Origin of the sequence: Chitinophaga pendula, assembly GCF_020386615.1 — a bacterium.
In the GTDB taxonomy this organism is placed as follows: Bacteria; Bacteroidota; Bacteroidia; order Chitinophagales; family Chitinophagaceae; genus Chitinophaga; species Chitinophaga pendula.
The window spans coordinates 6,815,275-6,837,901 of record NZ_CP077769.1; the positions used below are offsets into that span (position 1 = coordinate 6,815,275).

Annotated in this window: 25 protein-coding genes; 14 read left to right on the forward strand and 11 right to left on the reverse strand. The window is 48.5% G+C overall.

Annotation, left to right across the window (positions count from 1 at the left end):
* Positions 1-182: 182 nt before the first annotated feature.
* Both KTO58_RS25625 and KTO58_RS25630 read right to left on the reverse strand, forming a co-directional pair.
* A complete protein-coding gene (locus tag KTO58_RS25625) occupies positions 183-1,292 on the reverse strand; it encodes a mechanosensitive ion channel family protein (protein WP_095836673.1) in 1,110 nt (369 codons plus the stop codon).
* Positions 1,289-2,449: an amidohydrolase family protein gene (locus tag KTO58_RS25630; RefSeq protein WP_095836672.1), complete on the reverse strand. Its 1,161-nt coding sequence runs from the start codon at positions 2,447-2,449 to the stop codon at positions 1,289-1,291. Before KTO58_RS25630 ends, KTO58_RS25625 begins: the two co-directional genes overlap by 4 nt.
* A gap of 127 nt (positions 2,450-2,576) precedes the next feature.
* On the opposite strand from KTO58_RS25630, the gene prfA reads away from it, so the two are divergent.
* The 3 genes from prfA (at position 2,577) to KTO58_RS25645 (ending at position 5,359) form a co-directional block, all read left to right on the forward strand.
* The gene (gene prfA, locus KTO58_RS25635; protein WP_095836671.1) at positions 2,577-3,641 is read left to right on the forward strand and encodes a peptide chain release factor 1; all 1,065 of its coding nucleotides are present in this window, start codon (positions 2,577-2,579) and stop codon (positions 3,639-3,641) included.
* A gap of 212 nt (positions 3,642-3,853) precedes the next feature.
* Positions 3,854-4,459 (forward strand): hypothetical protein, encoded by a 606-nt coding sequence (locus KTO58_RS25640; RefSeq protein WP_095836670.1) that lies wholly within the window; start codon positions 3,854-3,856, stop codon positions 4,457-4,459.
* Positions 4,460-4,681: 222 nt separating this feature from the next.
* Positions 4,682-5,359 (forward strand): YiaD family glycine zipper/OmpA-like lipoprotein, encoded by a 678-nt coding sequence (locus KTO58_RS25645; protein WP_095841392.1) that lies wholly within the window; start codon positions 4,682-4,684, stop codon positions 5,357-5,359.
* A 255-nt stretch (positions 5,360-5,614) separates the two neighbouring features.
* Here KTO58_RS25645 and KTO58_RS25650 read toward each other — a convergent pair whose 3' ends face one another.
* The 5 genes from KTO58_RS25650 to KTO58_RS25670 all read right to left on the reverse strand — a co-directional run bounded on the left by KTO58_RS25650 (position 5,615) and on the right by KTO58_RS25670 (position 8,265).
* A complete protein-coding gene (locus KTO58_RS25650) occupies positions 5,615-5,998 on the reverse strand; it encodes a VanZ family protein (protein WP_095836669.1) in 384 nt (127 codons plus the stop codon).
* Between the two features lie 155 nt (positions 5,999-6,153).
* Positions 6,154-6,531, reverse strand: a complete 378-nt coding sequence (gene gcvH, locus KTO58_RS25655) for a glycine cleavage system protein GcvH (protein ID WP_095836668.1) — start codon at positions 6,529-6,531, stop codon at positions 6,154-6,156.
* A 125-nt stretch (positions 6,532-6,656) separates the two neighbouring features.
* Positions 6,657-7,313 carry a peptidylprolyl isomerase gene (locus KTO58_RS25660; RefSeq protein WP_095836667.1) on the reverse strand — a complete coding sequence of 219 codons (657 nt, stop codon included), beginning with the start codon at positions 7,311-7,313 and terminating at the stop codon, positions 6,657-6,659.
* Between the two features lie 48 nt (positions 7,314-7,361).
* On the reverse strand, positions 7,362-7,889 hold the full coding sequence (locus KTO58_RS25665; RefSeq protein WP_095836666.1) for a GNAT family N-acetyltransferase: 528 nt from the start codon (positions 7,887-7,889) through the stop codon (positions 7,362-7,364).
* Between the two features lie 34 nt (positions 7,890-7,923).
* Complete coding sequence (locus KTO58_RS25670) at positions 7,924-8,265, reverse strand: hypothetical protein (RefSeq protein WP_095836665.1); 342 nt, start codon at positions 8,263-8,265, stop codon at positions 7,924-7,926.
* A 277-nt stretch (positions 8,266-8,542) separates the two neighbouring features.
* On the opposite strand from KTO58_RS25670, the gene KTO58_RS25675 reads away from it, so the two are divergent.
* The 5 genes from KTO58_RS25675 to rsgA all read left to right on the forward strand — a co-directional run bounded on the left by KTO58_RS25675 (position 8,543) and on the right by rsgA (position 13,612).
* On the forward strand, positions 8,543-9,544 hold the full coding sequence (locus KTO58_RS25675) for an AAA family ATPase (protein ID WP_095836664.1): 1,002 nt from the start codon (positions 8,543-8,545) through the stop codon (positions 9,542-9,544).
* Positions 9,545-9,601: 57 nt separating this feature from the next.
* Entirely contained in the window at positions 9,602-10,468 is an 867-nt protein-coding gene (locus KTO58_RS25680) for a DUF58 domain-containing protein (RefSeq protein WP_095836663.1), read from the forward strand.
* 23 nt (positions 10,469-10,491) lie between these two features.
* Positions 10,492-11,517, forward strand: coding sequence for a cytochrome c-type biogenesis protein (locus tag KTO58_RS25685; protein WP_157752742.1), 1,026 nt, complete (start codon positions 10,492-10,494; stop codon positions 11,515-11,517).
* A gap of 37 nt (positions 11,518-11,554) precedes the next feature.
* Positions 11,555-12,565, forward strand: a complete 1,011-nt coding sequence (locus KTO58_RS25690; protein ID WP_095836661.1) for a vWA domain-containing protein — start codon at positions 11,555-11,557, stop codon at positions 12,563-12,565.
* A 117-nt stretch (positions 12,566-12,682) separates the two neighbouring features.
* Positions 12,683-13,612, forward strand: coding sequence for a ribosome small subunit-dependent GTPase A (gene rsgA / locus KTO58_RS25695; RefSeq protein WP_095836660.1), 930 nt, complete (start codon positions 12,683-12,685; stop codon positions 13,610-13,612).
* Between the two features lie 20 nt (positions 13,613-13,632).
* On the opposite strand, the gene KTO58_RS25700 is transcribed toward rsgA, so the two are convergent.
* The 3 genes from KTO58_RS25700 to KTO58_RS25710 all read right to left on the reverse strand — a co-directional run bounded on the left by KTO58_RS25700 (position 13,633) and on the right by KTO58_RS25710 (position 14,666).
* The gene (locus tag KTO58_RS25700) at positions 13,633-13,800 is read right to left on the reverse strand and encodes a hypothetical protein (protein ID WP_157752741.1); all 168 of its coding nucleotides are present in this window, start codon (positions 13,798-13,800) and stop codon (positions 13,633-13,635) included.
* Between the two features lie 93 nt (positions 13,801-13,893).
* Positions 13,894-14,049, reverse strand: coding sequence for a hypothetical protein (locus KTO58_RS25705; protein ID WP_157752740.1), 156 nt, complete (start codon positions 14,047-14,049; stop codon positions 13,894-13,896).
* Positions 14,050-14,153: 104 nt separating this feature from the next.
* Complete coding sequence (locus tag KTO58_RS25710; protein WP_095836659.1) at positions 14,154-14,666, reverse strand: gamma carbonic anhydrase family protein; 513 nt, start codon at positions 14,664-14,666, stop codon at positions 14,154-14,156.
* Between the two features lie 107 nt (positions 14,667-14,773).
* Between KTO58_RS25710 and KTO58_RS25715 the strand changes: the two genes are divergently transcribed.
* Positions 14,774-15,970, forward strand: a complete 1,197-nt coding sequence (locus KTO58_RS25715) for an aspartate aminotransferase family protein (RefSeq protein WP_095836658.1) — start codon at positions 14,774-14,776, stop codon at positions 15,968-15,970.
* 1 nt (position 15,971) lies between these two features.
* Here the strand turns inward: KTO58_RS25715 and KTO58_RS25720 are convergent, their stop codons facing one another.
* The gene (locus KTO58_RS25720) at positions 15,972-18,461 is read right to left on the reverse strand and encodes a DUF5686 family protein (RefSeq protein ID WP_198315112.1); all 2,490 of its coding nucleotides are present in this window, start codon (positions 18,459-18,461) and stop codon (positions 15,972-15,974) included.
* A 549-nt stretch (positions 18,462-19,010) separates the two neighbouring features.
* Between KTO58_RS25720 and KTO58_RS25725 the strand changes: the two genes are divergently transcribed.
* The 5 genes from KTO58_RS25725 (at position 19,011) to KTO58_RS25745 (ending at position 22,614) form a co-directional block, all read left to right on the forward strand.
* Positions 19,011-19,658 carry a hypothetical protein gene (locus KTO58_RS25725; RefSeq protein ID WP_095836656.1) on the forward strand — a complete coding sequence of 216 codons (648 nt, stop codon included), beginning with the start codon at positions 19,011-19,013 and terminating at the stop codon, positions 19,656-19,658.
* 105 nt (positions 19,659-19,763) lie between these two features.
* Complete coding sequence (locus KTO58_RS25730; protein ID WP_095836655.1) at positions 19,764-20,060, forward strand: winged helix-turn-helix domain-containing protein; 297 nt, start codon at positions 19,764-19,766, stop codon at positions 20,058-20,060.
* A gap of 58 nt (positions 20,061-20,118) precedes the next feature.
* A complete protein-coding gene (gene creD, locus KTO58_RS25735) occupies positions 20,119-21,462 on the forward strand; it encodes a cell envelope integrity protein CreD (protein WP_095836654.1) in 1,344 nt (447 codons plus the stop codon).
* Positions 21,463-21,509: 47 nt separating this feature from the next.
* Entirely contained in the window at positions 21,510-21,878 is a 369-nt protein-coding gene (locus KTO58_RS25740) for a diacylglycerol kinase family protein (protein WP_095836653.1), read from the forward strand.
* 52 nt (positions 21,879-21,930) lie between these two features.
* A complete protein-coding gene (locus tag KTO58_RS25745; protein ID WP_095836652.1) occupies positions 21,931-22,614 on the forward strand; it encodes a DUF1361 domain-containing protein in 684 nt (227 codons plus the stop codon).
* Positions 22,615-22,627: the final 13 nt, after the last annotated feature.

Sequence of the window (22,627 nt, forward strand, 5' to 3'; positions counted from 1 at the left end):
CTGTAGAAGTACCCCTTCCGCAGGTCAGCCTGTCCTTTTTCGGCAATACCCCATACCCCCTTTCCTATATCTCCCGTCCACCTTTCCTTTAATTCTCCTATATCATTCGTATAAGTAAAGTATAGTATCGGTCCACCTTTCCTTTAATTCTCCTGTATCATTCGTATAGGCAAAGTATACCGTTAGGGCTTGTTCTCTATGATCTCCACCTTGGTACTGGGCAGTTTAATATCATGTTGCTCCATGGCCTTAATAATAGCCAGGTTCACCTCCTCCCGGAGCGCATTATAACGACCACCCTCCAGGATATAGGTCATATAAATGATTTGTATCACATAGGTATCCTTAGTAAAATCATGGAGATTCACCGTAAAATCCTTCAGTATACTAGGATTGTTCTTCAATAAACCCTGCACATCCCGTAAGAACAACGTTACATTAGCCGCAGGCGTTTCCGCCGCCAGCTCCAGCCGCATAGACACCCGTTGCTGCGTACGCAGGCTCAGGTTATCCAGTATGCTGTCCACCATTTTTTTGTTAGGTACCGTTACATATGTCTTCTCCAACGTGCGGATACGTGTACTGCGCAACCCTATCTTCTCCACCGTACCTAGGAAAGCATCCACCCGCACCGTATCTCCCACCCGGAAAGGCTTGTCAAAAAAGATAATGAACGAACCGATCAGGTTCTCTATACTCTCTTTGGCCGCCAATGCCAGGGCTGCCGCACCAATACCAAGACCGGCTACCAGTTTCTCCACCAGACCCGCACCAAAAATGATACGGACCACTACCATCACCCCTAGTATAAATATGATGGCCTTGAAGAAATCCCGGAAAAAAACAATAAACTGGTTATCCGTCTGATCCTCCGTCAGATCTGCCTTCTTCTCCAGTATCAGCGTCACAAAATCTATCAGCCGTAATAGTATCCAGATCACACACAGGCTGAATATGATCTCCAATATCCCGTCTGTCAGCTGCTGCAGGGTAAAAGTATGCTGCTGGCGTTTATACAGGATAACATTCAGCTGTTGTGGAAACCGGAACCGGTTGATCGTCAGCATAAAGGTGATCAGCAAAAGAAAATACTCCACCGGCCGCAATAACAGGTTCACCAGGTCCTTACGCTCCAGTCCGGGCGACCAGTGTTTGACCAGGGCAAAAATGATAGAGGCAACCCCCCTCGACAAAAATCGTTTAATAAGGAAAACAAATAGTAATACGCCGATCAGCAACAGGTAGTCCTTTACCGGGTTGCCTAAAAATGCCTGGGCTAAAAAATCGTTCATAATGCAAAAATATCTATCATTTTACTGTTTTCCTGCAATAACACAGCCCCTGGCCGTTTGCCCTTCTCAAAACTTCCATACTGGTCTGCAATGCCCAGTGCCCGTGCACCGTTAAGCGTAGCCCATTGCAATACCGAGGCAAAAGGAATGGCCGGGAAATGCTGCCGTAACAACCTGATCTCTTCCCAGATCGACAATTGGTGATTGGACGCCAGGCTGTCCGTACCAAGTGTAATGACACATCCCTCCCGGTAAAGCAGGGAAATATCGGGCAAACGCCCTTCTATATACAGGTTCGCACCGGGACATAAACACCAGTAAGTCGCCTGCTCCCGCTCCCTTGCAAATTGTATATCCGACACATCCGTATACGTATTATGTACTAATATCAACGGACTCCCCCCTAGTGCCGGCAAATAAACAGGCAAACTATTTTGCCCACGGGCAGCAAATCCACTGATGTCCATCCCGAAATGCTGATAAAAATCGAGGAAAGCCCCCGTCTTATGCAGGTAAAGCTCATTTTCCGCCGCAGATTCCTGGTTGTGGATACTAATAGGCGTATTGTCCGGCAACTGGCCGATCAGGTCAAATAAAGGAGCACTTACCGAATAGGGAGCATGCGGTACCAGCGATGTATTGTGTAAAGGCCCGTTAATAGCAGTAAACTGTTCGAACACGGCCTGCGATTGAGCCAGCCGTTGCGCCGCCACCCCGGGTATAAACCCCATGCTCTCCACAAAGGTATGGTAGTACATAGGCCCTTGCTGCTTCAACTCCACGGTCACCGCTGTATTGCTGATATCACCTACTGCCACAATACCCGATTCCCACATGGCCGCCGCCGCCTTAGCCATCACCACCCCGGGAGATACCGTCGTGCTACCCCTGCCTTCCATCACCTGCGTAAGAAATGACGGTAACCCCGTCCCCTCCGCTATCATACCCCGCATATGCGACAGCTCCAGGTGACAGTGTGTATTGACCATCCCCGGACTTAAAATACCACTAAAACGGCGTATCCCATCCCCCGCCATATCGACGGACACAATATCCGATACCACCCCGTTTTCGTCTAATATCAGCACCCGGTCCGAACCGTGAAACCGGTAGCCGTCAAACAGGTCATCCCCTTTTAATTTTATCCAGGCAGGCATACTGTCGGTATTTATCTTAATTGGTGTTAATTTTGCATCCCGTCAGGGCATGGCATTTCTTTTAGTTGAATGATTATCAATTGTATAAGAAAAGTGCCATAGAATAATCTGACCATCAAAGATATATATGATAGACAAACTCGAGGCTATAAAAGGCCGATTTGAACAGGTATCCATGTCTCTTACTAACCCCGAAGTGGTAAGCGACAACAAACAATTCAGCAAGCTGAGTAAAGAGTACCGGCAGCTGGAAAAGATCGTGAAGGCGTACGATGCCTACACGAAACTACTGGATGCAATTGCTTTCAATAAAGAAGTGCTGGAGAGCGGTGACGAAGAAATGAGAGAACTGGCCAAAGAAGAAACAGAAGGACTGCTCGAGCAAAAAGACATACAGGAAGAAGCGATCCGCAACCTGCTGATACCAAAAGATCCACAGGACGAAAAGAACGCCATCCTCGAGATCCGCGGTGGTACCGGTGGCGACGAAGCAAGCCTCTTCGCCGGAGACCTCCTACGTATGTACCTCCGCTACTTTGAAAACAAAGGCTGGAGCGCCAGCATCATGAGCGAAACGCCCGGCTCCGTCGGCGGTTATAAAGAGGTAGTAGTAGAAGTGAACGGCGACGACGTGTACGGTATACTCAAATTCGAATCCGGCGTTCACCGCGTACAACGCGTCCCCGCTACAGAAGCTTCCGGTAGGGTACACACCTCCGCCGCTACCGTAGCCGTACTCCCCGAAGCAGAAGAAGTCGATGTAGACGTACGGGAAGCCGATATCAAAATGGATACCTTCCGCTCCTCCGGTGCAGGTGGCCAGCACGTAAACAAAACCGAGTCCGCCGTCCGCCTTACCCACATCCCCACCGGCGTAGTGGTGGAATGCCAGGAAGGCCGCAGCCAACACTCTAACCGCGATATCGCCATGAAAATGTTACGTACCCGCATCTATGAAGCAGCCGTAAGAAAACATGAAGATGCCATCGCCTCCCAACGTAAAAGTTTGGTGTCCACCGGCGACCGCTCCGCAAAAATACGCACCTATAACTATCCCCAGGGACGTATCACCGACCATCGCATCGGTATGACCATCTACAACCTCGACGCCTTCATGAACGGCGATATCCAAGAAATGCTCCAGGCTCTCCAGTTCGCAGAAAATGCCGAGAAAATGAAACAAGGTCAATAATACTTTATAGACTCCCTCCCAGATAAAAGACCATGGCCCACCGCCATGGTCTTTTTTTTAATCCGGTGAATTCCCTTACTTTTAACTGCCCCTTAGTCATGTCGAAAATATCATTGAACAATGATGAGCATATGGGGCTGATCCACGCTCATTGGATCAGATAAGCTTAGCACCATCGTCTCTCTTGAACCACAACCTTAAAATGTATAATTATGCTGGATCAATTATTACAACTTGTCCGCGAACAGGCACAAGAGCCTGTAGTGAACAATCCCGCTGTGCCCAATGAGCAAAACGAAGCGGTAATCGGCGCAGCTACCCAGTCTATTGCCACCAGCCTCCAACAGGAACTGGCCAACGGCAATGGCGCGCAACTCCTCAGCCTCTTCGGAAGCAGAGACAATAACACCGTCAACGAACAAAACCCATTGGTAAACAGGATATCGGGCAACTTCGTCGAAACACTACTGCAAAAGTTCAATCTCGACAAGGGCACAGCTACCAAATTAGCCGCCACCCTCATCCCCACCGTCCTGGGCTCCCTGGTCAAAAAGACCAATGACCCCGGCAACAGCAGCTTCAGCCTCGAAGGAATACTCAACTCCCTCACCGGTGGTAGCGCACAAGGCGTCAACCTCTCCGGCATACTCGGACGCCTCACCAATGGTGGCCTCGATAAAGATGGCGATGGCGACGTCGATCTCAAAGATATCATGAGCGCTCTCACTAATGGCGCACAACAACAGCAACAACAACAACAGGGGCAACAACAAAATGATGGCGGCCTGGGCGGCCTCCTCAAAGGCCTCTTCAACTAATAAAGAAAAATGTCCACAGTCCGGTGTCCAATACCCAACACCGGACTGTCCATTCGTATTGTTAATATTTAGATAAAAACCATATCTGCGATTTTTTTTATGCCTGTTATTTCCTATGAAACAGGCTGTTGTGCCCAAAAAGTAAAATTGGCAAAGTATTTGAATACCTTCTTTTAACTAACTTTGACTCCTCCAAAAAAGCAACTCAAAACAATGACGAAAATGAAAAATTTGAACGCGATAGTAGCTATAGTCCTCTCAATGACCATGTTATTCGGTTGTAAAACCTGGCAAGGACTGGATAATACTAAAAAAGGTGCCGCAATAGGTACAGGTGGTGGCGCAGCAGTAGGTGCAGTAATTGGTAAAGCTGCCGGTAATACCGCCCTCGGTGCTATCATAGGCGCAGTAGTAGGCGGCGGCGCTGGTGTCCTCATCGGCAAGAAAATGGACAAACAAGCCCAGGAGATCAAACAGGAAGTCCCTAACGCGACAGTAGAACGCGTGGGAGAAGGTATTAACGTAACCTTCGACTCCGGCGTACTGTTCGGATTCGATAAATCTGACCTCACCTCCGCAGCGCAGTCAAACATCCAGCAGCTGGCACAGATCCTCAACAAATACCCTGATACTTACGTACGGGTAGAAGGTCACACCGATGGCAGAGGTACAGATGAATACAACTATGGCCTATCCGAAAGACGCGCCAACGCAGTAGCTAACTACCTCCGCAATCAGGGCGTAGCCGCTAATCGTATACAGGCTTTCTGGTATGGTAAAAGACAACCTAAAGCGTCTAACGATACAGAAGAAGGTCGCGCACAAAACCGTCGTGTAGAATTCTCCATCTTCGCTAACGAAAAGATGAAGAGCGACGCGAAAAAAGAATCCGGCCAGTAATCAACAAGCAAAATTCATAATTACATATACTTATTTCTCATAAGCAGATATACATTCCCTCCGGTTTTCCGGAGGGATTTTCTTATTCATATCTACCCGCTAACTCACATCCCCGGTTTCTCTAATAGTATATCCACTCCTTACCACCACATCGTGGTAAAAGACAAAAAAGAATAGCAATAAACATAAATAGAAAATGCCTGCCCCACAGACAAGCAACAACAAGAACGAATAACAGGAATAGAAGAGAGATTATTACTTATCTATAAACCAGCGTTTAACCAGCTTAAATAGCCAGATACCAGCTACAGCTCCCAGCACATCTGCCGCAACATCATTCATATCAAAACTACGGCTGGAGGTAAAATACTTCTGGATAAACTCGATCGCTAACCCATAAAAAGAAGCAACCAATACAATAGTCAGAAAGGTTAACTCAGATATGCGCTTCTTATGCCAGTAATATCCCAGGCTGATAAACAGTACACTTCCCGCAAATAAAGTGAAGTGTACGATCTTATCCATATGCACCTTCTCAAACAAAGGAGAATGAGGAATATCCTTCCCAGGCAATATACACAATACCAGAACAATGATAACCCAAATGATCGCTGGCATATAATATCTAAGAATCCTCATGACGCGCTATTAGTAAATGTAATACCCGGACAGATGCCGGCACTCCACATTAGTTAAAAACAACAGGCCGGTATCATCGCATGGATAATACAGGCCTGTCTTACATTGGCAATATCATTAGGCAAGAAGCTTGCCGGAAATTTCAAAACAATTGACTACGAAATCAGTTTCGCATAATCTGCAGCACTCAATAACGCATCTACATCCTTAGGATTAACAACCGTTACTTTCACCATCCATCCGTCACCATAAGGATCCGTGTTTACCAGTTCAGGCTCGTCATTCAGTTCCTCATTCACCGCAGTGATAGTGGCCGCTACTGGCAGAAACAGGTCAGACACTGTCTTAACAGCTTCAACGGTACCGAATACATCTTCAGCTTCTAATTTCTTACCTACAGTAGGAATATCTACGAATACGATATCACCCAGTTCGCGTTGTGCAAACTCCGTAATACCAATTGTGGCAGTATTGCCTTCTAATAAAACCCATTCGTGGTCTTTAGTGTATCGCAGATTATCTGGAAAATTCATAGTTATTTTGGTTTAGTGCCGTAAATGTACACAAATAAGATATTCTAAAAAATAAAACGCCCCTTTAGGTATAAACAATTTTAGATGAACCTTTTAGACATAAATATCGCTCCCACAGTGGTCCGCTAAAAAAACAAAAATCTACGCTTCAACCGGATTTTCATGGGCACATCCACCAACGGACGATTGTTCTTATCCCGCTTCACCGCCGCAATCTTATCGATCACATCCAACCCCTTGATCACCTGCCCGAATACCGTATAGTTCTGATCCAGGAAAGGAGTACCTCCCTCCGTTTTATATATCTCCCGCTGATCCAGCGGGATCTTACGCCCACCCAAGCGCGTCTGCTCTATCTTGTCCAACTGCGCATCTGTATATCGCTTTCCCATCACAATATAAAACTGCGCTCCCGAGGAGGCCTTCGCCGGATTGTCCTCCCGTGCCGCTGCCAGCACCCCCTTCCGGTGAAAGAGGTCCAGCTGGAACTCCGCAGGGATCGTATACCCCACATCGCCATTGCCCAACTCCTGCCCCGCTTTCGCATGCTTGGAATCCGGATCACCTCCCTGTATCATAAAAGAATCGATCACCCGGTGAAACAACAGGCTGTCATAAAAATGCGCCTTCACCAACTTAATGAAATTATCCCGGTGCAAAGGCGTCTGGTCATACAACCGGATCACCATCGTACCATAAGGGGTGATCACCTTCACCTTACGTGTAGCCATAGCCGTCACCGTCAATACCAACAGGGCTGAAAAGAGTAACAATTTTTTCATATTGAATGATAGCGTGTTGAAATGATAAACTGTTGAAATGATAAACTATTAAGCCATGCTTTTCTGCAACAGCCAGTCATGATCTATATGCTGGCCCACGGGAAAATTGTAATCCCCGAACTTGCTGAAGCCTTCCTTCGTATAGAACCCCTGCGCCTTCAAATTGTTCTCCCACACACTCAGCCATATAGATTGTATGCCATACGCTGCCGCCACCTCATATGCCTTTTGCATCAACGCCTTTCCCAGTTTGTGCCCGTGAAAAGCATGCAATACGTATATCTTTTCCAGTTGCATCACCGGCCCGGACAGTTTCGTCCCGTCATATGGCTGCTGGTAAAGGTTCAGCTTCAGATAGCCGGCTACCTCTTCCCCGTAATACAACAGGTAATATCGCGTATCCGGATGGGCCGCCTCCCGTTGTAATGCCGCCGCACTCTTTTTCTCCTCCAGAAAAGCATGTAGGTCCTGCTCCGTATAAAGGCCGGGAAATGTCTCCTGGAAAGTAGTACGCTCCAATGTTACAAGCGTATCCAGTAAAGAAAGCTGAAAAGGTATGATCCTGATATCCGTCATCTGAATTATAAAATGATGTGGCCGACACCGGCCCTCAAGTCTCGTCCTCCAGGTCAAAATAAGCAATGATATGTTCTTTCAGGAAATGCTCCTGTGTAGGCATGTCCATCTTAGGCACCGGAGATACCTCCCTGAAATGAGGCCATCCCTCCTTGTCAACACCCTGCCGCTCAAAATATCCACTCTGGCTCAAAAGCGTACACGTAGCCACGTGCATCAGATCCTGCTTCTGCTCCTTGGTGAACTTCTTCTTCACATTTCCCAATTCCTGTATGCCGATCAGGAAAAGTATAGCTTCCATATTGGGCTTCTTCCCGAATCGCTCCGTCAACATCGCCTCTACCTTATTCCAGCGCCGCGCAAAGTCTTCCTGCATGATTTATCCGATTAAATGATTTGTTAGTTAATTTTTTACTTATTCCTTCCCCGGAATGCTACTGCCCCCGGATACACCTACAAATGTACGTGATAAAAAAAGATGATATAAATATGCAGCAGCTTTATTAACTTGTCGCCTTCTTGTTCAGGTCGGCCAAAAAGATCTAAATCAGCCACCGTAGCAAGTTTAACAGCATTTTAACGGCGAGATCCCTATTGGTGGCCGCGTTTCTAGGGCAGAATGTTTATTTTAGCGAACTTGAAAAATTATTTGCATGGAAAATACTTCGTACGATATCCGTCAACTGAATGAAAAGATCCACCAGGCCAGCGCTTTCGTAGACCTGCTCAACCTCGAACTGGGCAAAGTCATCGTCGGCCAGCGTTATATGGTTGAAAGACTGCTCATCGGCCTCCTCGCCCAGGGGCACGTCCTCCTGGAAGGGGTACCCGGATTGGCTAAAACACTTTCCATCAAGTCCCTGTCATCCGCTATCAATGCCAAATTCAGCCGTATCCAGTTCACACCCGATCTACTCCCTGCTGACGTGGTAGGTACCATGATATACAACCAGCAACGCAACGAATTCGTCGTACGCCGCGGCCCCATCTTCGCCAACTTCATCCTGGCAGATGAGATCAACCGCGCCCCGGCAAAAGTGCAAAGCGCCCTCCTGGAAGCCATGCAGGAAAAACAGATCACCATCGGTGATACCACCTTCAAACTCGAAGAACCCTTCCTCGTACTGGCCACCCAGAACCCGATAGAACAGGAAGGTACCTACACCCTGCCCGAAGCTCAGGTAGACCGCTTCATGCTTAAAGTGGTAATAGGATACCCGACCAAAGAAGAAGAAAGACATATCATCCGCCAGAACCTCAATCCGGAAGGCGCCACCGCTATTCAACCAGTCATCCAGCCTGCCGATATTCTCAACGCCCGTAAACTCGTTCGCGAAGTATACATGGACGAAAAGATCGAACGCTATATCATCGATATCGTATTCGCTACCCGTAACCCGGAAGAATATAAACTGCAGAAACTAAAACCGCTCATCGCGTACGGCGGATCCCCCAGAGCCAGCATCAACCTCGCACTGGCCGCCAAAGCATATGCCTTCACCAAACGCCGTGGATACGTCATCCCCGAAGATGTACGCAGCATCTGCTTCGATGTAATGAGACACCGCGTCGGCCTCACCTACGAAGCCGAAGCTGAAAACGTGACCAGCGAAAACATCCTGAGCGAAATCCTTAACGTAGTAGAAGTGCCTTGATCTCACTCCTCCTACACCCATACCGTCGCTCTCATTTGATCACCAAATCGCCCACACGTGGATACAGCAGAAATACTCAAAAAGGTAAGACAGATCGAAATAAAAAGTAAAGGACTTACCAACCATATTTTTGCAGGCGAATATCACAGCGCCTTCAAAGGAAGAGGTATGTCATTCAGCGAAGTAAGAGAATACCAGTTCGGCGACGACGTACGCGCCATCGACTGGAATGTGACCGCCCGATTCAATCACCCCTTCATAAAAATATTCGAAGAAGAACGCGAACTCACCGTAATGCTGCTCGTCGACGTCAGCGAAAGCTCCGTCTTCGGTACAGTAAAACAAAATAAACGGAACCTGCTCACCGAACTATGCGCAGTACTCGCCTTCTCCGCAATTAAAAACAATGACAAAGTAGGCGTGATATTTTTCTCCGATGGCGTGGAAAAATATATCCCACCCAAAAAAGGAAAATCGCATATCCTCTTCATCGTTCGTGAACTACTGTCCTTTACCCCAAAACGTAAAGGCACCAACATCAACGAAACACTACGGTTCTTCAATAATGCAGCGAAAAAACGTAGTATCGTATTCCTACTCAGCGACTTCCTCTCCGGCAACTATCAGGATGCCCTCAATATCGCCTCCAAAAGACATGATATGGTCGGCATCCACGTCTACGACCAGCGCGATAAAGAACTGCCGTCCGTAGGCCTTATCCAGATGGCAGATGCCGAAACAGGAACACAGCAATGGATAGATACAGCAGATAAAAGAGTAAGACAGTACTACACACAGCAATTCCAGCAACACGTACAGTACTGCCGCAACGCCTTCATGAAAAGTGGCGCAGAACTCATCAGCGTAAGAACCGATGAAGACTACGTCAAGGCATTACAGGGTTTTTTCCTCAAGAGAGCATAAGTTTAAAGCGGAGCAAAAGTATAATGAACAAACACATCATAGTCAGAAGCCTTATCATATGCATGCTGTTAGGCTATGTATTATGTCCTGCCAGGTCCGTTGCACAACACTATATCGACATACAGGCCAAAACGGATACAGACAAAATACGCCTCGGCGAACAGGTGCGGCTGCAACTGTCCGCCAAAGTACAATTGCAGGTCCTGAAAGGTGCCGCCTATAAGATCGTATTCCCTAATATCCCCGACTCATTCGGTCACTTCGAACTGGTAGAACGAAGCCCCCTCGATACCTCCGGCGACGAAAGCGAAAAGTTCTTTAAACAGACCTTTACCCTCACCAGCTTCGACTCCGGTCATTGGGAAATACCCGCACTCAAATTCGAAGTATACTCCACCACCGATGGTTCCTACGACTCCGTATTCACACAACCGGTCCCCATCGATGTCAATACCGTCTCCGTAGATACCACCAAAGCTTTTAAACCGATCAAAAGCGTACGCTCCGTACCGTGGAACTTCTGGGATTACTGGATATGGTTCGCCGCCGGACTAGTTCTCATCATCGCCGCAATCGGATTATGGCTTTACCTCCGCAAACGGAATAAAGTAAAACCACCACCACCGCCTGCACCTAAAGTAGCACCGCACGAACTGGCCCTGAGGGAACTCCACCAGCTCGCGTCAGAAAAACTATGGCAGCAAGGCGATGTCAAAGGATACTATACTCGTATGACAGACATCCTGCGCAACTACTTCGAACAGCAATTCAATATCGCTGCCCTCGAACAAACCAGCGCCGAACTGCTGCAAAACATAAAACCAATTACCATACTCAGCCAGCAACGCGATAAGTTAAGGACCATCCTCACCATCGCCGACCTGGCCAAATTCGCCAAACTACAACCCTCCCCGGATGAACATGAGGACTGCCTGAACAAATCACTGGAAATAGTAGAATGGACCAAACCCAAAGCTGAAACGATCACACCCGCAACAGATGCTAACACACCGGCAAACCCAACCGGCAACACTGGTGAAGCACAATAAAACGGGAACATGGTAAAGCGTAAATTGTAACTGACTGATGGATTTATCGATCTGGAAAAATATAGCGTTCGCTCACCCCTTCTTCTTCGCACTCCTGCTGCTGATACCCTTCATGGTATACTGGCAGCTCAAACGCAGCGCAAAGAAAAAAGGTGCCATGCGCATCTCCTCCCTCGACGCATTGAAAGCATTGCCGGTATCCTGGAAAGTACGGTTCCGCCCCCTCCTGCTCGTACTGCGCCTCCTGGCCTTCACAGCACTGGTAGTGGCACTGGCTCGCCCGCAAACATCCAATACCTCCGAAAATATCGATAGCGAAGGCATCGATATCGTACTCAGCATCGACATCTCCGGTAGTATGCTCGCCGAAGACCTCCAACCCAACAGGATGGAAGCAGCTAAAAAAGTAGCCTTCGACTTCGTCGACCGCCGCATCAGCGACCGTATCGGCCTCGTCATCTTCTCCGGCGAAAGCTTCACCCAATGCCCCATCACCACCGATCACGCCGTACTCAAAAACCAGGTCATGCAGATCAAAAGCGGCATGCTCCAGGATGGTACCGCCATCGGGATGGGCCTCGCCACCGCAGTAGATCGGCTCCGTAGCAGCAAAGCCAAAAGTAAGGTCATCATCCTCCTCACCGATGGTGTCAACAATACCGGCCTCGTCGATCCGCTCACCGCCCTCGAAATCAGCAAAGCATTTAAGATACGCGTATATACCATCGGTGTCGGCACCTATGGCAAAGCGCCATTCCCCATGACCATGCCCGATGGCAGCATCCAAATGCAAATGCAGGACGTACAGATCGATGAGCCACTCATGAAAAAGATCTCCACCGAAACCGGGGGTAAATACTTCCGCGCTACCAGCAACCGAGAATTACAGAATATCTATAGCGAGATCGATAAACTCGAAAAGACCAAAGTAGAGATCACCTCCTACAAACGGTTCGCAGAACACTTTTTCCCCTTCGCCATACTGGCACTTGCCTGCCTCCTGCTCGAAGTACTGCTGCGATATACCGTATTCAGAAGCTTACCGTAACAAAACATACATAACATCATATTGCACCCGCCCGTCAGAAATACTCCTTTTGACGGGCACCTTACGCCCAAATCCCAAATTACCTACCTTTACACCTGATCCATTAACAATTATCTATTGCAGGCAACTATATACAAATCTACCGGCAGCTGGTACCTCACCAAAACAGACGAAGGCGTTAGCTACCAGGCCCGCATGAAAGGGCTGTTCAAAAAAGATGAGGATATCACCTCTACCAACCCTATCGCCGTAGGCGACAGGGTAGAGATCGTAGAGGAAGATAAAGACGCAGGTACCGCTATGATCACCGCCATCGGCGACCGTCGCAACTATATCGTGCGCAGCTCCCCACAGGGCCGCCATAAAAAACATATCGTAGCCGCCAACCTCGACCAGGCCATGCTCATCTGCACCGTCAAAGAACCCCGTACCTCACAGGGATTCATCGACCGGTTCCTCGTCACCGCCGCCGCATACCATATACCAGTCATCCTGGTATTCAATAAAAAAGACTTGTTCAAACAGAAAGAGATAGAAAAATACGCAGAACTGGAAGAAGTGTATACCAACATCGGCTACAAAGTACTGCTCATATCCGCCGCAAAAGACGCCTCCATGGCCGCTGTCGAAGAACAATTACATAACAGGACCACCCTCATGTCCGGCCACTCCGGCGTCGGGAAATCCTCTATTATCAACAGGCTCCTGCCCGAATTACAACTGAAAACAAAAGAAGTAAGCGGATGGAGCGGCAAAGGCCTCCACACCACCACCTTCGCCGAAATGTTCGACCTCCCAGGTGGTGGCCGCCTCATCGATACCCCCGGCGTAAGAGAGTTCGGGATCGTAGATATCCCCAAAACAGAACTATCCCACTACTTCCTCGAAATGCAACCCTACATCACCCAATGCCAGTTTAATAACTGCCTGCATATTAATGAACCGGGATGCGCTGTAAAGAAAGCCGTTCAAGAAGGCGAAATAGATGCAGAACGCTATGTTAGCTATGCTACCATGCTCGATACTATACAGGAAGAATTATATTGACCGGCAACGCCATAAATGACTTAAAACAGGCCCAGGAACTTCTTTTTCTTGGGCTTGCTCATATCATCCAGCACCTTCTCAGCACCCCAGTTCTTACGCGGCGTCGGACACCCCGTCTTCACCTTGCCTACCCGGCACGACGATAAGGCCACAATACCTGCGATCAGTAAAATGATGATTGTACGCATAAATATGATCAGTTAAAAGGATACCAGATAGCTACACCCGGCACCCGTACGCTTGATGTAACGCACCTCCAACAGGATTTCTGATAACAAACATCAGAATACCCGGCCGTTCATCTGACGACTCGACTTACGGTTCTGTTTCTTAATATCTTTTGTGTAAAAATTATTGGCGGAACAGCCTTTTTCCTGGGTGGCACAGGCCGTACCAAGGATCGTGCATAGCAGTAATAGGGCCACTAGCTTTTTCATAGGAGGTATATTGACAGTTGTAAATAGCTTTAGAAATGCAATATAGTCTTTTTTATTAATGCCAGGGCCCAGTCGCCAACCCGCTCCCACACCCCGACATCCGGTTATTTAAACCATTCACTGTACATCAGGTAGTTATTCGCAATACGGTCTATCTCACCATGCGTCGCCTCCTTATTGATCTCTTTCACCTTCTTGGCGGGTACACCCGCCCATATCGTCCCCGACTCCACCCGGGTACCTTCCAGTATCACCGCTCCCGCCGCTATGATCGTATTGCGCTCGATATAAGCATTGTCCATCACGATCGCACCCATACCGATCAGCACATTGTCCTCCACCGTACAACCATGCACGATCGCATTGTGCCCAATAGATACATTGTTACCGATCACCGTCTGCGTCTTCTCATACGTGCAATGGATCACCGCACCATCCTGTACATTCACCTTATCACCCATGCGGATACTATTCACATCTCCACGCACCACCGCGTTGAACCAGATACTGCAATCACTCCCCGTGATAACATCTCCGACAATAGTAGCATTCGGCGCTACAAAACAATTCTCGCCTAATTGCGGAAGAACTCCCTTAACTGGTAATATAACAGGCATGTCATCTAAGTTTTACAGGTAGCACAATAGCTACCCAAATGTACGTAATACTACTAAGCCCTCAGCTAATAACATATTAGCCTTTTCTTGCGTAACTTTGAACCCTTATGAACAACAGGCAAATATTCCTGCGGAATGTAGCGCAGACCTCCGATGCCCCGCTCGCATTGGAAATCGTCAAAGCAGAAGGAATGTACATGTGGGACGCAAATGGCAAAAAAATACTGGACCTCATCGCCGGCATAAGCGTGTGTAACGTCGGCCATTGCCACCCCGCTGTAGTGAATGCCATCCAGACACAGGCCGCCCAATACATGCACCTCCTGGTATATGGCGAACTGGTACAATCCCCGCAGGTAGCCTACGCACAACTGTTAGTCAATCACCTCCCCGGATCGCTCAACAGCGTATATTTCACCAACTCCGGCGCTGAAGCAATAGAAGGTGCCATGAAACTCTCCAAACGCTACACCGGCAGAACAGAGATCATCGCTTTCAAAAATAGCTATCATGGCTCCACACAAGGTGCCCTCAGCATCCTGGGCGACGAATACTGGCGCAATGCCTACCGACCCCTCCTCCCGGATATACAACACCTCGATTATAATCAGTTCGAGGCCATAGATCATATCACCACCCGCACCGCCTGCGTGATCGCAGAAACCGTGCAGGGAGAAGCGGGAGGTAAAGTCCCCCAACAGGAATGGCTGCAAGCCCTGCGCGCAAAATGTACCGAAGTAGGCGCACTGCTCGTACTCGATGAAGTACAGTGCGGCATGGGGCGCAATGGCTCATTATGGGCATTCGAACAATTCGGTATCATCCCCGATATACTCATCCTGGGTAAAGCATTGGGTGGCGGCATGCCCCTCGGCGCTTTCATCGCCGATCGCAACATCATGTGGAGCCTCACCTCAGACCCCGTACTGGGCCATATCACCACCTTCGGTGGCCACCCGGTCAACTGCGCCGCAGGCATGGCCGGCATGCAGGCGCTCCTCGCCGAAAACCTGCTCGATACCGTCCACCAGAAATCACAGTGGTTCCGCGAATACCTCCAACATCCCGCCATCAAAAGCGTCCGGGGAATGGGCCTCCTCCTCGCCGTAGAGTTGGAAAATTTCACTCTCAATAAACAAGTGATCGACTATTGCATAGAAAATGGCGTACTCACAGACTGGTTCCTCTTCGCGCCCGAATGCATACGCATAGCGCCTCCGCTCATCATCACGCAAGAACAGATACGTGTCGCCTGCGACACCATCCTCGCCGGTTTAGATAAATTCGCTGGGAAAAAAAGATAGATTAGAACTGCAACTTGAAGCTGCCAAATACACCAAAACGCCTGTTGGCACCCTCCTCCGGTAAAGGAGCCGGCGCGAGCCGCCATACAAAATCCACCCGCAGGAACTTAAAGATGTTCTCTATACCAGTACCCACCTCGAGGTACGGATTGCCAGCCAGCGTACGGAAAGGATAACCGTGATTTAGGTTCAATTGCTGATTCTCCGGCGACAAGCTGCCGATAATACCCTTGGCCGTCCAGAACTGACGCCACTTCAGCTTCTTGATAAGCGGAATGTATCCGAACAATCCATTCCCTATCGTATGCTCTACATTGAAACCAGCATACTGGTCGCTGATGAACTCAAAACGGTTCATCATATTAAACGCATACTTATTGTAATAATAGATCTCGTTACCCGGATGCACTTCCAGCAACATATAAGGCAACGTACCGTATATCTTACCGCCAAATACATTATAATAAAAACTACCAAATGGAGGCAACTTCACCTTGTCGGATACACTCAGCGATAGCTTCTGATACGAATTACCACCTTGCATGACTCCTGATAAACCCGCCGCCAGTTTCAACTCCACAATAGGATAACGGCTCCCCAGGCTATAGCGGTAATAGTTGCCCTCCAGGAATTCCTCATGGTAAGCATACCGCAGCTTTAATGCCACTTCCGTGTTCGTAAAAGGATCATGATCACTATCCTTACGTGGATACATCGTCTCCAGCGGCAAAGGCGCAAACGGACGGAACTGCTTATGCACCAGCGATACATGATGGGAGAACCCACTGTAATACTCCTTGAAATGCTCCAGCCGCGTCTCCCGTATCATCATGAACTTCTGCGGCACATCATTTTTACGTATCGCCAACGAAAAGATATTGTCCGTACCCACCTCATCGTAATAGGTCGCCCCATTATCAAGATCTCTCGTATAGGCAGCATAGATATAAGACCGCGGATGACGGCTCAATAACCACAAAGCACTCATCTTACCCTTGAATACCTTATCATCAAAGCCATACGCGAGATAACCATACAGGTATACATCTTTGCTGAACTGCGGCGTCGTCCCCAGGTCCAGTCGCAAACGGAAACCCTCCAGCCGGTTACGGCTCAACAGATAATAATAAGGCCCCCACTCTATCGCTCCGAATTGTTTATAACCCGTACCAAGAAACTTCAGCGTATTACTGTACTTCCTGAACAAGGGTATCTTCTGCAAAGTATCTACCATCTTGTAAATACTTTGCTCATTTTTACTCAACCCCTCATGCCGCGCGTGCGCCCAGAATGAGTCTTGCTGTTTGTTAGCGCCATCCAGCAACACAATGTGCTGAGAGTATAATTTGTTGCTGAATATATCGGTAACGGTAGTATCGTTGATGAGGATATGATCGTAGGAAGTAGTCTTGCGGCCAACAAAATTAATGGTCTTTCCGGGGCGTGGACTGGGAGCCCAGAAGTCTGCTACAAATTTATCTTTATACAGGAACCAGCTGCTGTCAGGCATTCGCTGGAATTCCTGCACCAGGCTGACTCTACGTACGAAGTTCACATTGGCCTCACTCGGTACCGACAACGTGGTCTTCTGTATCGCATAGGTAGAATCTTCCACCCACAGATCACCAATGAACGCATTCTCCCCCGAACGTTTCGGCACAAAGTTCAGCTTAATATACCGCTGCCCGCTGATATACTGTGTATCCGCAATCTTATACCGGTAATAAAGACCACCATTGGAATGTATCGGGCTCACAAACTGTTTGTTAAATACCGGTATGAAATTGTCATAGATGTTAATGTTCTGATACATCCCACCCAGATACCGGCTTACACTGGCATTGTCAATACCAGAAGTACGACTGCCTTTAATGATCTCTTTCGTCTTCTCAGGGCTACGCTGATAATAATAATCCGACAACGACTCCGTCAGGAACACCGGCAGGAACGGCTTGTCCTCAGAAGTGCTGTCTATATTGTTAAGGATAAAGGAAAAAGGTTTGGTGAAAACATTCTTGGACAACTTTTCCTTGTCGAGATGTTGCAGATCCAACTCCAGCTTGTTGTACACCTCGTACTTGTAATTGTCATACTGCTTATAGTCGTTCTTTGGCTTATGAGCAACGATCTTTTTTAACAGCAGCAAAGCAAAATTCACGTTGGCCTTTATCTCATACTCTTTTAACGACACATCCGATCTGCTGATGTCAAAATTGATCACCTGCTCACGTTCACTTCGTCGCACAGGTAAGCTCGTCAGCCGGTAACCCATGACCCTTACCTGCAACGAATCCGATGGTATACTGTTTAGTTCAAAAAGGAATTTGCCTTCGGCATCACTCACCATACCTGTGTTGGTACCCGCAAAACGTAAAGTGGCAAAGGGGATCACCTCCTGGGAATGCGCATCTCTGATGAGTCCACTGATCTTATACTGTTGTGCTTTTAATTCACTTGAAAACCAAACAATTATACTTGTGACAGTTATCATTAATCTTATCCAACCTACCATACAGAGAACAATATTATGCCATTTAACGTAAATGTTGACCGACATATGCGAAACCTGACGCTGTTATAACACATTTGATCTTTTCAGCAAAGTATTCCTTCCCCGTTGCGCGCTCCATCACGCCTACTCGTCCTGCTCTTCCCCTTTCCCGTCGCCTTCTCCCTTACACTCCCTCTCCTCTACTCCGCTCTCCCCCTCTTCCCCTATAGTATTCCTTCGTTTCTCCTGTAGCATTCGTATAGTGTTTGTATAAGCAGGCGATATACAAGCTTATACAAACACTATACAACGGGTATACCCCGCTTATAGGTCGCTTATACAACGCTTATACAACGGCTATACAATGCTTATACAACAATCTTATAATGTGCTGAATACCATATAACTACAGTTGGCCATGCCCGCTGGGTCCCTCGCATTGTAAAAACGCACAACTACCCCTTGTGTTACAATGAAGACGAATAAGTCAAAAAATTATTTGGTGATTACACAAAATAAAATAGCTTTGTAATACAAAGTGCTTTTAATATGGATCAAAGGGAACACCTGCAGACACTTAGCGACATAAAGAAAATGATGGAACGCAGTAGCCGATTCATCTCCCTGAGTGGCCTCAGTGGCGTATCCGCCGGAATTACCGCCATTATAGGTGCCGTGATCGCCTACAGCTGGATGCACGACTATTACGCACAATGGGATGCCAACGGCGCCTTCAGCCTCCAGGCCTTCAACTCCCTCCGCCTCCGCCTGATCTCCCTGGCTGGTATCGTCTTAGTCATCGCACTCGCCGGCGGCATGTACTTCACCTGGCGCAGAGCCCGTAAAAATGGCTTGTCCATCTGGGACGCCACCGCCCGCAAAGTAGTGGTCAACATGGCCATCCCTCTCGCCACCGGCGGCGCATTCATCGCCGCACTCCTGTACAACGATAATCACCTCGAACCCCTCGTAGCGCCCACCTGCCTGGTGTTCTATGGGCTCGCACTGGTCAATACCAGCAAATACACCCTCTCCGATGTTAAATACCTCGGCATCGCCGAAATCATACTGGGACTCCTCAACATGTTCCTCCTGAGAAAAGGTATCTACTTCTGGACACTGGGCTTCGGTGTCCTCCACATCCTCTACGGGATCATCATGTGGTGGAAATATGAACGGACAGGCACCAAAGACTAAAACAACAATCCCGCAAATGCATCCGGCCTTCCGCAGGATGCTTTAACTTGCCGGCGTTTTATACATCCCTTATCTTAGGGCTTTTTTGACGGTAACTGATATGGCATGAACCCGATAGGTAATCTGAATAAAATATTCGAAAGTCGTATACGCCTCGGTGTAATGAGTATCCTCATGGTCAATGAAGAGATCAACTTCAACGACCTCAAACAAATGCTGGAAGTCACCGACGGCAATCTCGCCTCCCACCTCAACACCCTGGAAGAAAATGGCTTCCTCAAAGTGCACAAAGGTTTCATAGGACGCAAGACCAATACCACCTACTCCATCACCAAAGCCGGCGAAAAAGCCTTCAAAAGCCACCTCGCCGCACTCGAAGAAATGCTCAAATTCATGCAGTAAATTTTTTTTTGTCCCTATACTTTGAAATACAAAGTGCTTTTAAATAAAATTCATAAACATGGATACCACTCAACTCCCAGGCAAAAACAACTTCTTCCAAAAATACGGCTACGCCGTCAAAGCAGTACTCATAGGCGTCCTCGTCCTCATGCTACTCATCCCCACCGTCATGATCATGGCAATCATCAACGAACGGGAATCCCGCCACAACGAAGCAGCCGCAGAAATAAGCGACCGCTGGGCCAAAGAACAAACCATAACCGGTCCTGTACTGATCATTCCCTATATTATCAAACCTGTATCTGTAGCTGACAGCACGGTACGGCAGGAAAATAGGCTCAGCTATGCCTATTTCCTGCCCGAAACGCTGGACATCAACGGCAACATCCTCCCCGAAATCAGAAAACGGGGCATCTATCAGGTGCCCGTCTATAACTCCAACATCCGCCTCTCCGGTTCCTTCAAACCCCTCTCCTCCGCCGATCAAACCATACCGACAGAAGTCCTCATTACCAAAGATGCCTACCTCGTCATCGGCGTATCCGATATGAGAGGTATCGGTAACCAGGTACAACTGCAATGGAATGGACAACCTCTCGCCTTCAACCCCGGCACCGCCGGCGGTAACCTCTTCACCAATGGCATACAGGCCAAAGTACCCGTAACCGTCACCGACAGCGGCAATGTCCACTTCTCCGTGAATATCGCCCTCAAAGGCTCCGGACAAATATCCTTCTCCCCCGTCGGCAAAACCACCCGCCTGCAAATGGCCTCCTCCTGGAACAGCCCCAGCTTCGCAGGCGCCTTCCTGCCGGAAAAACACCAGATCGACGATAAAGGATTCAACGCCTCCTGGCTCGTCACCAACATGAACCGCAGCTTCCCGCAATCCTGGCAACTGAATGATAAATACGATATCCACTCCGCCGACTTCGGCGTCAAATTATACATGTCCGTAGATGGATACCAGAAATCAATGAGAGCCGTTAAATACGCCATCCTCATCATCGGCCTCACCTTCCTGGTATTCTACTTCATCGAACTACTCCAACATCAATCCGTACACCCGCTACAATACATCCTCATCGGCCTCGCCTTGTGTATCTTCTATACGTTACTCATCGCCCTGGCCGAACAACTGGGCTTTAACATCGCATACCTCATCGCCGCCAGCCTCACCATCGGCCTCGTTACCTTGTACACCGCCAGCGTGTTCACCAACAAATGGACATCCTTCGGCATAGGTGGCGCCATGCTCACCCTCTATGGATTCATCTTTATCATCATCCGCTCCGAAGATCAGGCCCTCCTCATGGGTAGCCTCGGACTGTTCATCATCCTGGCCATCGTCATGTTCTTCAGCCGCAAAATAAAATGGGATACCCTCGGAGCCCGCATATAACCACCTCCAGAAGGCAAGCGAAACTTGGATTTTAACTAACTTAATGTATGTCTCAGCCTAAAAATAAATACCTGTCTCAGCGTATCAACAGCTTTAAGTATGCCTTTCAGGGTATCGCTGCCTTCCTTCAGTCCGAACCACATGCCCGCCTGCATGCCATCGCCACCGTCGCCGTCATCGCCGCAGGCTGCTGGTGCAAACTACCCGCCAAAGACTGGATCAACATCCTCATCGTCATCGGGCTGGTATGGACCACCGAAATGTTCAACACCGTCGTCGAAAAGATCATGGACCACCTCTCCCCCGACTATCACCCGAAAGTCAAATGGATTAAGGATGTTGCCGCCGGAGCAGTATTGGTAGCCGCTATCATCGCCGCCGCCGTAGGTGCGATCATATTTATCCCGCTACTATGAACAGCATAACCCGGTAAAAGAAATAAGACACCATCGTGCAAAAAGAAATGATATGAAATCACTACAAACAAACTTGCTGTTAATAGAACGCCGCATCAGAAGAGGCGATACCATGCCCGTCCTGCTCCTGTCTATCGGCTTTAGCCTCGTCCTGCTCCTGGCCCGTATCGGCATCACAGGCACCATGCAATACAGCGGGCTGCTCTGGAACCTCTTCCTAGCCTGGGTACCCTATGGTATCACCTCCTGGATGCAACGGTTCGAACACTATAAATCCCGCAACGGCTTCAAAACACTTCGCATCGTCGCCGTCATATGGTGGATGCTGTTCCTGCCCAACGCCCCCTACATCCTCACCGATCTATACCACCTCCCCCAGGGCGGTGCCCCCATGTGGTTCGATCTCTTCCTCATCCTCTCCTTCGCCTGGAACGGCCTCTGGCTCGGATATCTCTCCCTCCGCTATATGGAACAACGCTGGACAGATCGTTACCCTGACAAACCACTACTGCTCTTCACCTTCCCCGTACTCATACTCTGCGGCCTCGGCGTATACGTAGGCAGATACCTCCGCTGGAATACCTGGGACGTCCTCACAGACCCCTTCATGATCATCCGCACCCTAAGCGATATCATATTCCATCCCATCCAAAACATCGACGTATGGGCCTTCTCCTGCTGCATGGCCGTATTTATGACCATCATCAGGCTGGTTATATCCGCCCGCAAAGCCTGACGCATCACCTCAT

Excerpts from the sequence above, each read along its gene's own strand:
- KTO58_RS25625 (WP_095836673.1), bottom strand. The coding sequence starts at position 1,292 with ATGAACGATTTTTTAGCCCAGGCATTTTTAGGCAACCCGGTAAAGGAC.
- KTO58_RS25630 (WP_095836672.1), bottom strand. The coding sequence starts at position 2,449 with ATGCCTGCCTGGATAAAATTAAAAGGGGATGACCTGTTTGACGGCTAC.
- prfA (WP_095836671.1), top strand. The coding sequence starts at position 2,577 with ATGATAGACAAACTCGAGGCTATAAAAGGCCGATTTGAACAGGTATCC.
- KTO58_RS25640 (WP_095836670.1), top strand. The coding sequence starts at position 3,854 with ATGCTGGATCAATTATTACAACTTGTCCGCGAACAGGCACAAGAGCCT.
- KTO58_RS25645 (WP_095841392.1), top strand. The coding sequence starts at position 4,682 with ATGAAAAATTTGAACGCGATAGTAGCTATAGTCCTCTCAATGACCATG.
- KTO58_RS25650 (WP_095836669.1), bottom strand. The coding sequence starts at position 5,998 with ATGAGGATTCTTAGATATTATATGCCAGCGATCATTTGGGTTATCATT.
- gcvH (WP_095836668.1), bottom strand. The coding sequence starts at position 6,531 with ATGAATTTTCCAGATAATCTGCGATACACTAAAGACCACGAATGGGTT.
- KTO58_RS25660 (WP_095836667.1), bottom strand. The coding sequence starts at position 7,313 with ATGAAAAAATTGTTACTCTTTTCAGCCCTGTTGGTATTGACGGTGACG.
- KTO58_RS25665 (WP_095836666.1), bottom strand. The coding sequence starts at position 7,889 with ATGACGGATATCAGGATCATACCTTTTCAGCTTTCTTTACTGGATACG.
- KTO58_RS25670 (WP_095836665.1), bottom strand. The coding sequence starts at position 8,265 with ATGCAGGAAGACTTTGCGCGGCGCTGGAATAAGGTAGAGGCGATGTTG.
- KTO58_RS25675 (WP_095836664.1), top strand. The coding sequence starts at position 8,543 with ATGGAAAATACTTCGTACGATATCCGTCAACTGAATGAAAAGATCCAC.
- KTO58_RS25685 (WP_157752742.1), top strand. The coding sequence starts at position 10,492 with ATGAACAAACACATCATAGTCAGAAGCCTTATCATATGCATGCTGTTA.
- KTO58_RS25690 (WP_095836661.1), top strand. The coding sequence starts at position 11,555 with ATGGATTTATCGATCTGGAAAAATATAGCGTTCGCTCACCCCTTCTTC.
- KTO58_RS25700 (WP_157752741.1), bottom strand. The coding sequence starts at position 13,800 with ATGCGTACAATCATCATTTTACTGATCGCAGGTATTGTGGCCTTATCG.
- KTO58_RS25705 (WP_157752740.1), bottom strand. The coding sequence starts at position 14,049 with ATGAAAAAGCTAGTGGCCCTATTACTGCTATGCACGATCCTTGGTACG.
- KTO58_RS25710 (WP_095836659.1), bottom strand. The coding sequence starts at position 14,666 with ATGCCTGTTATATTACCAGTTAAGGGAGTTCTTCCGCAATTAGGCGAG.
- KTO58_RS25715 (WP_095836658.1), top strand. The coding sequence starts at position 14,774 with ATGAACAACAGGCAAATATTCCTGCGGAATGTAGCGCAGACCTCCGAT.
- KTO58_RS25720 (WP_198315112.1), bottom strand. The coding sequence starts at position 18,461 with ATGATAACTGTCACAAGTATAATTGTTTGGTTTTCAAGTGAATTAAAA.
- KTO58_RS25725 (WP_095836656.1), top strand. The coding sequence starts at position 19,011 with ATGGATCAAAGGGAACACCTGCAGACACTTAGCGACATAAAGAAAATG.
- KTO58_RS25730 (WP_095836655.1), top strand. The coding sequence starts at position 19,764 with ATGAACCCGATAGGTAATCTGAATAAAATATTCGAAAGTCGTATACGC.
- creD (WP_095836654.1), top strand. The coding sequence starts at position 20,119 with ATGGATACCACTCAACTCCCAGGCAAAAACAACTTCTTCCAAAAATAC.
- KTO58_RS25740 (WP_095836653.1), top strand. The coding sequence starts at position 21,510 with ATGTCTCAGCCTAAAAATAAATACCTGTCTCAGCGTATCAACAGCTTT.
- KTO58_RS25745 (WP_095836652.1), top strand. The coding sequence starts at position 21,931 with ATGAAATCACTACAAACAAACTTGCTGTTAATAGAACGCCGCATCAGA.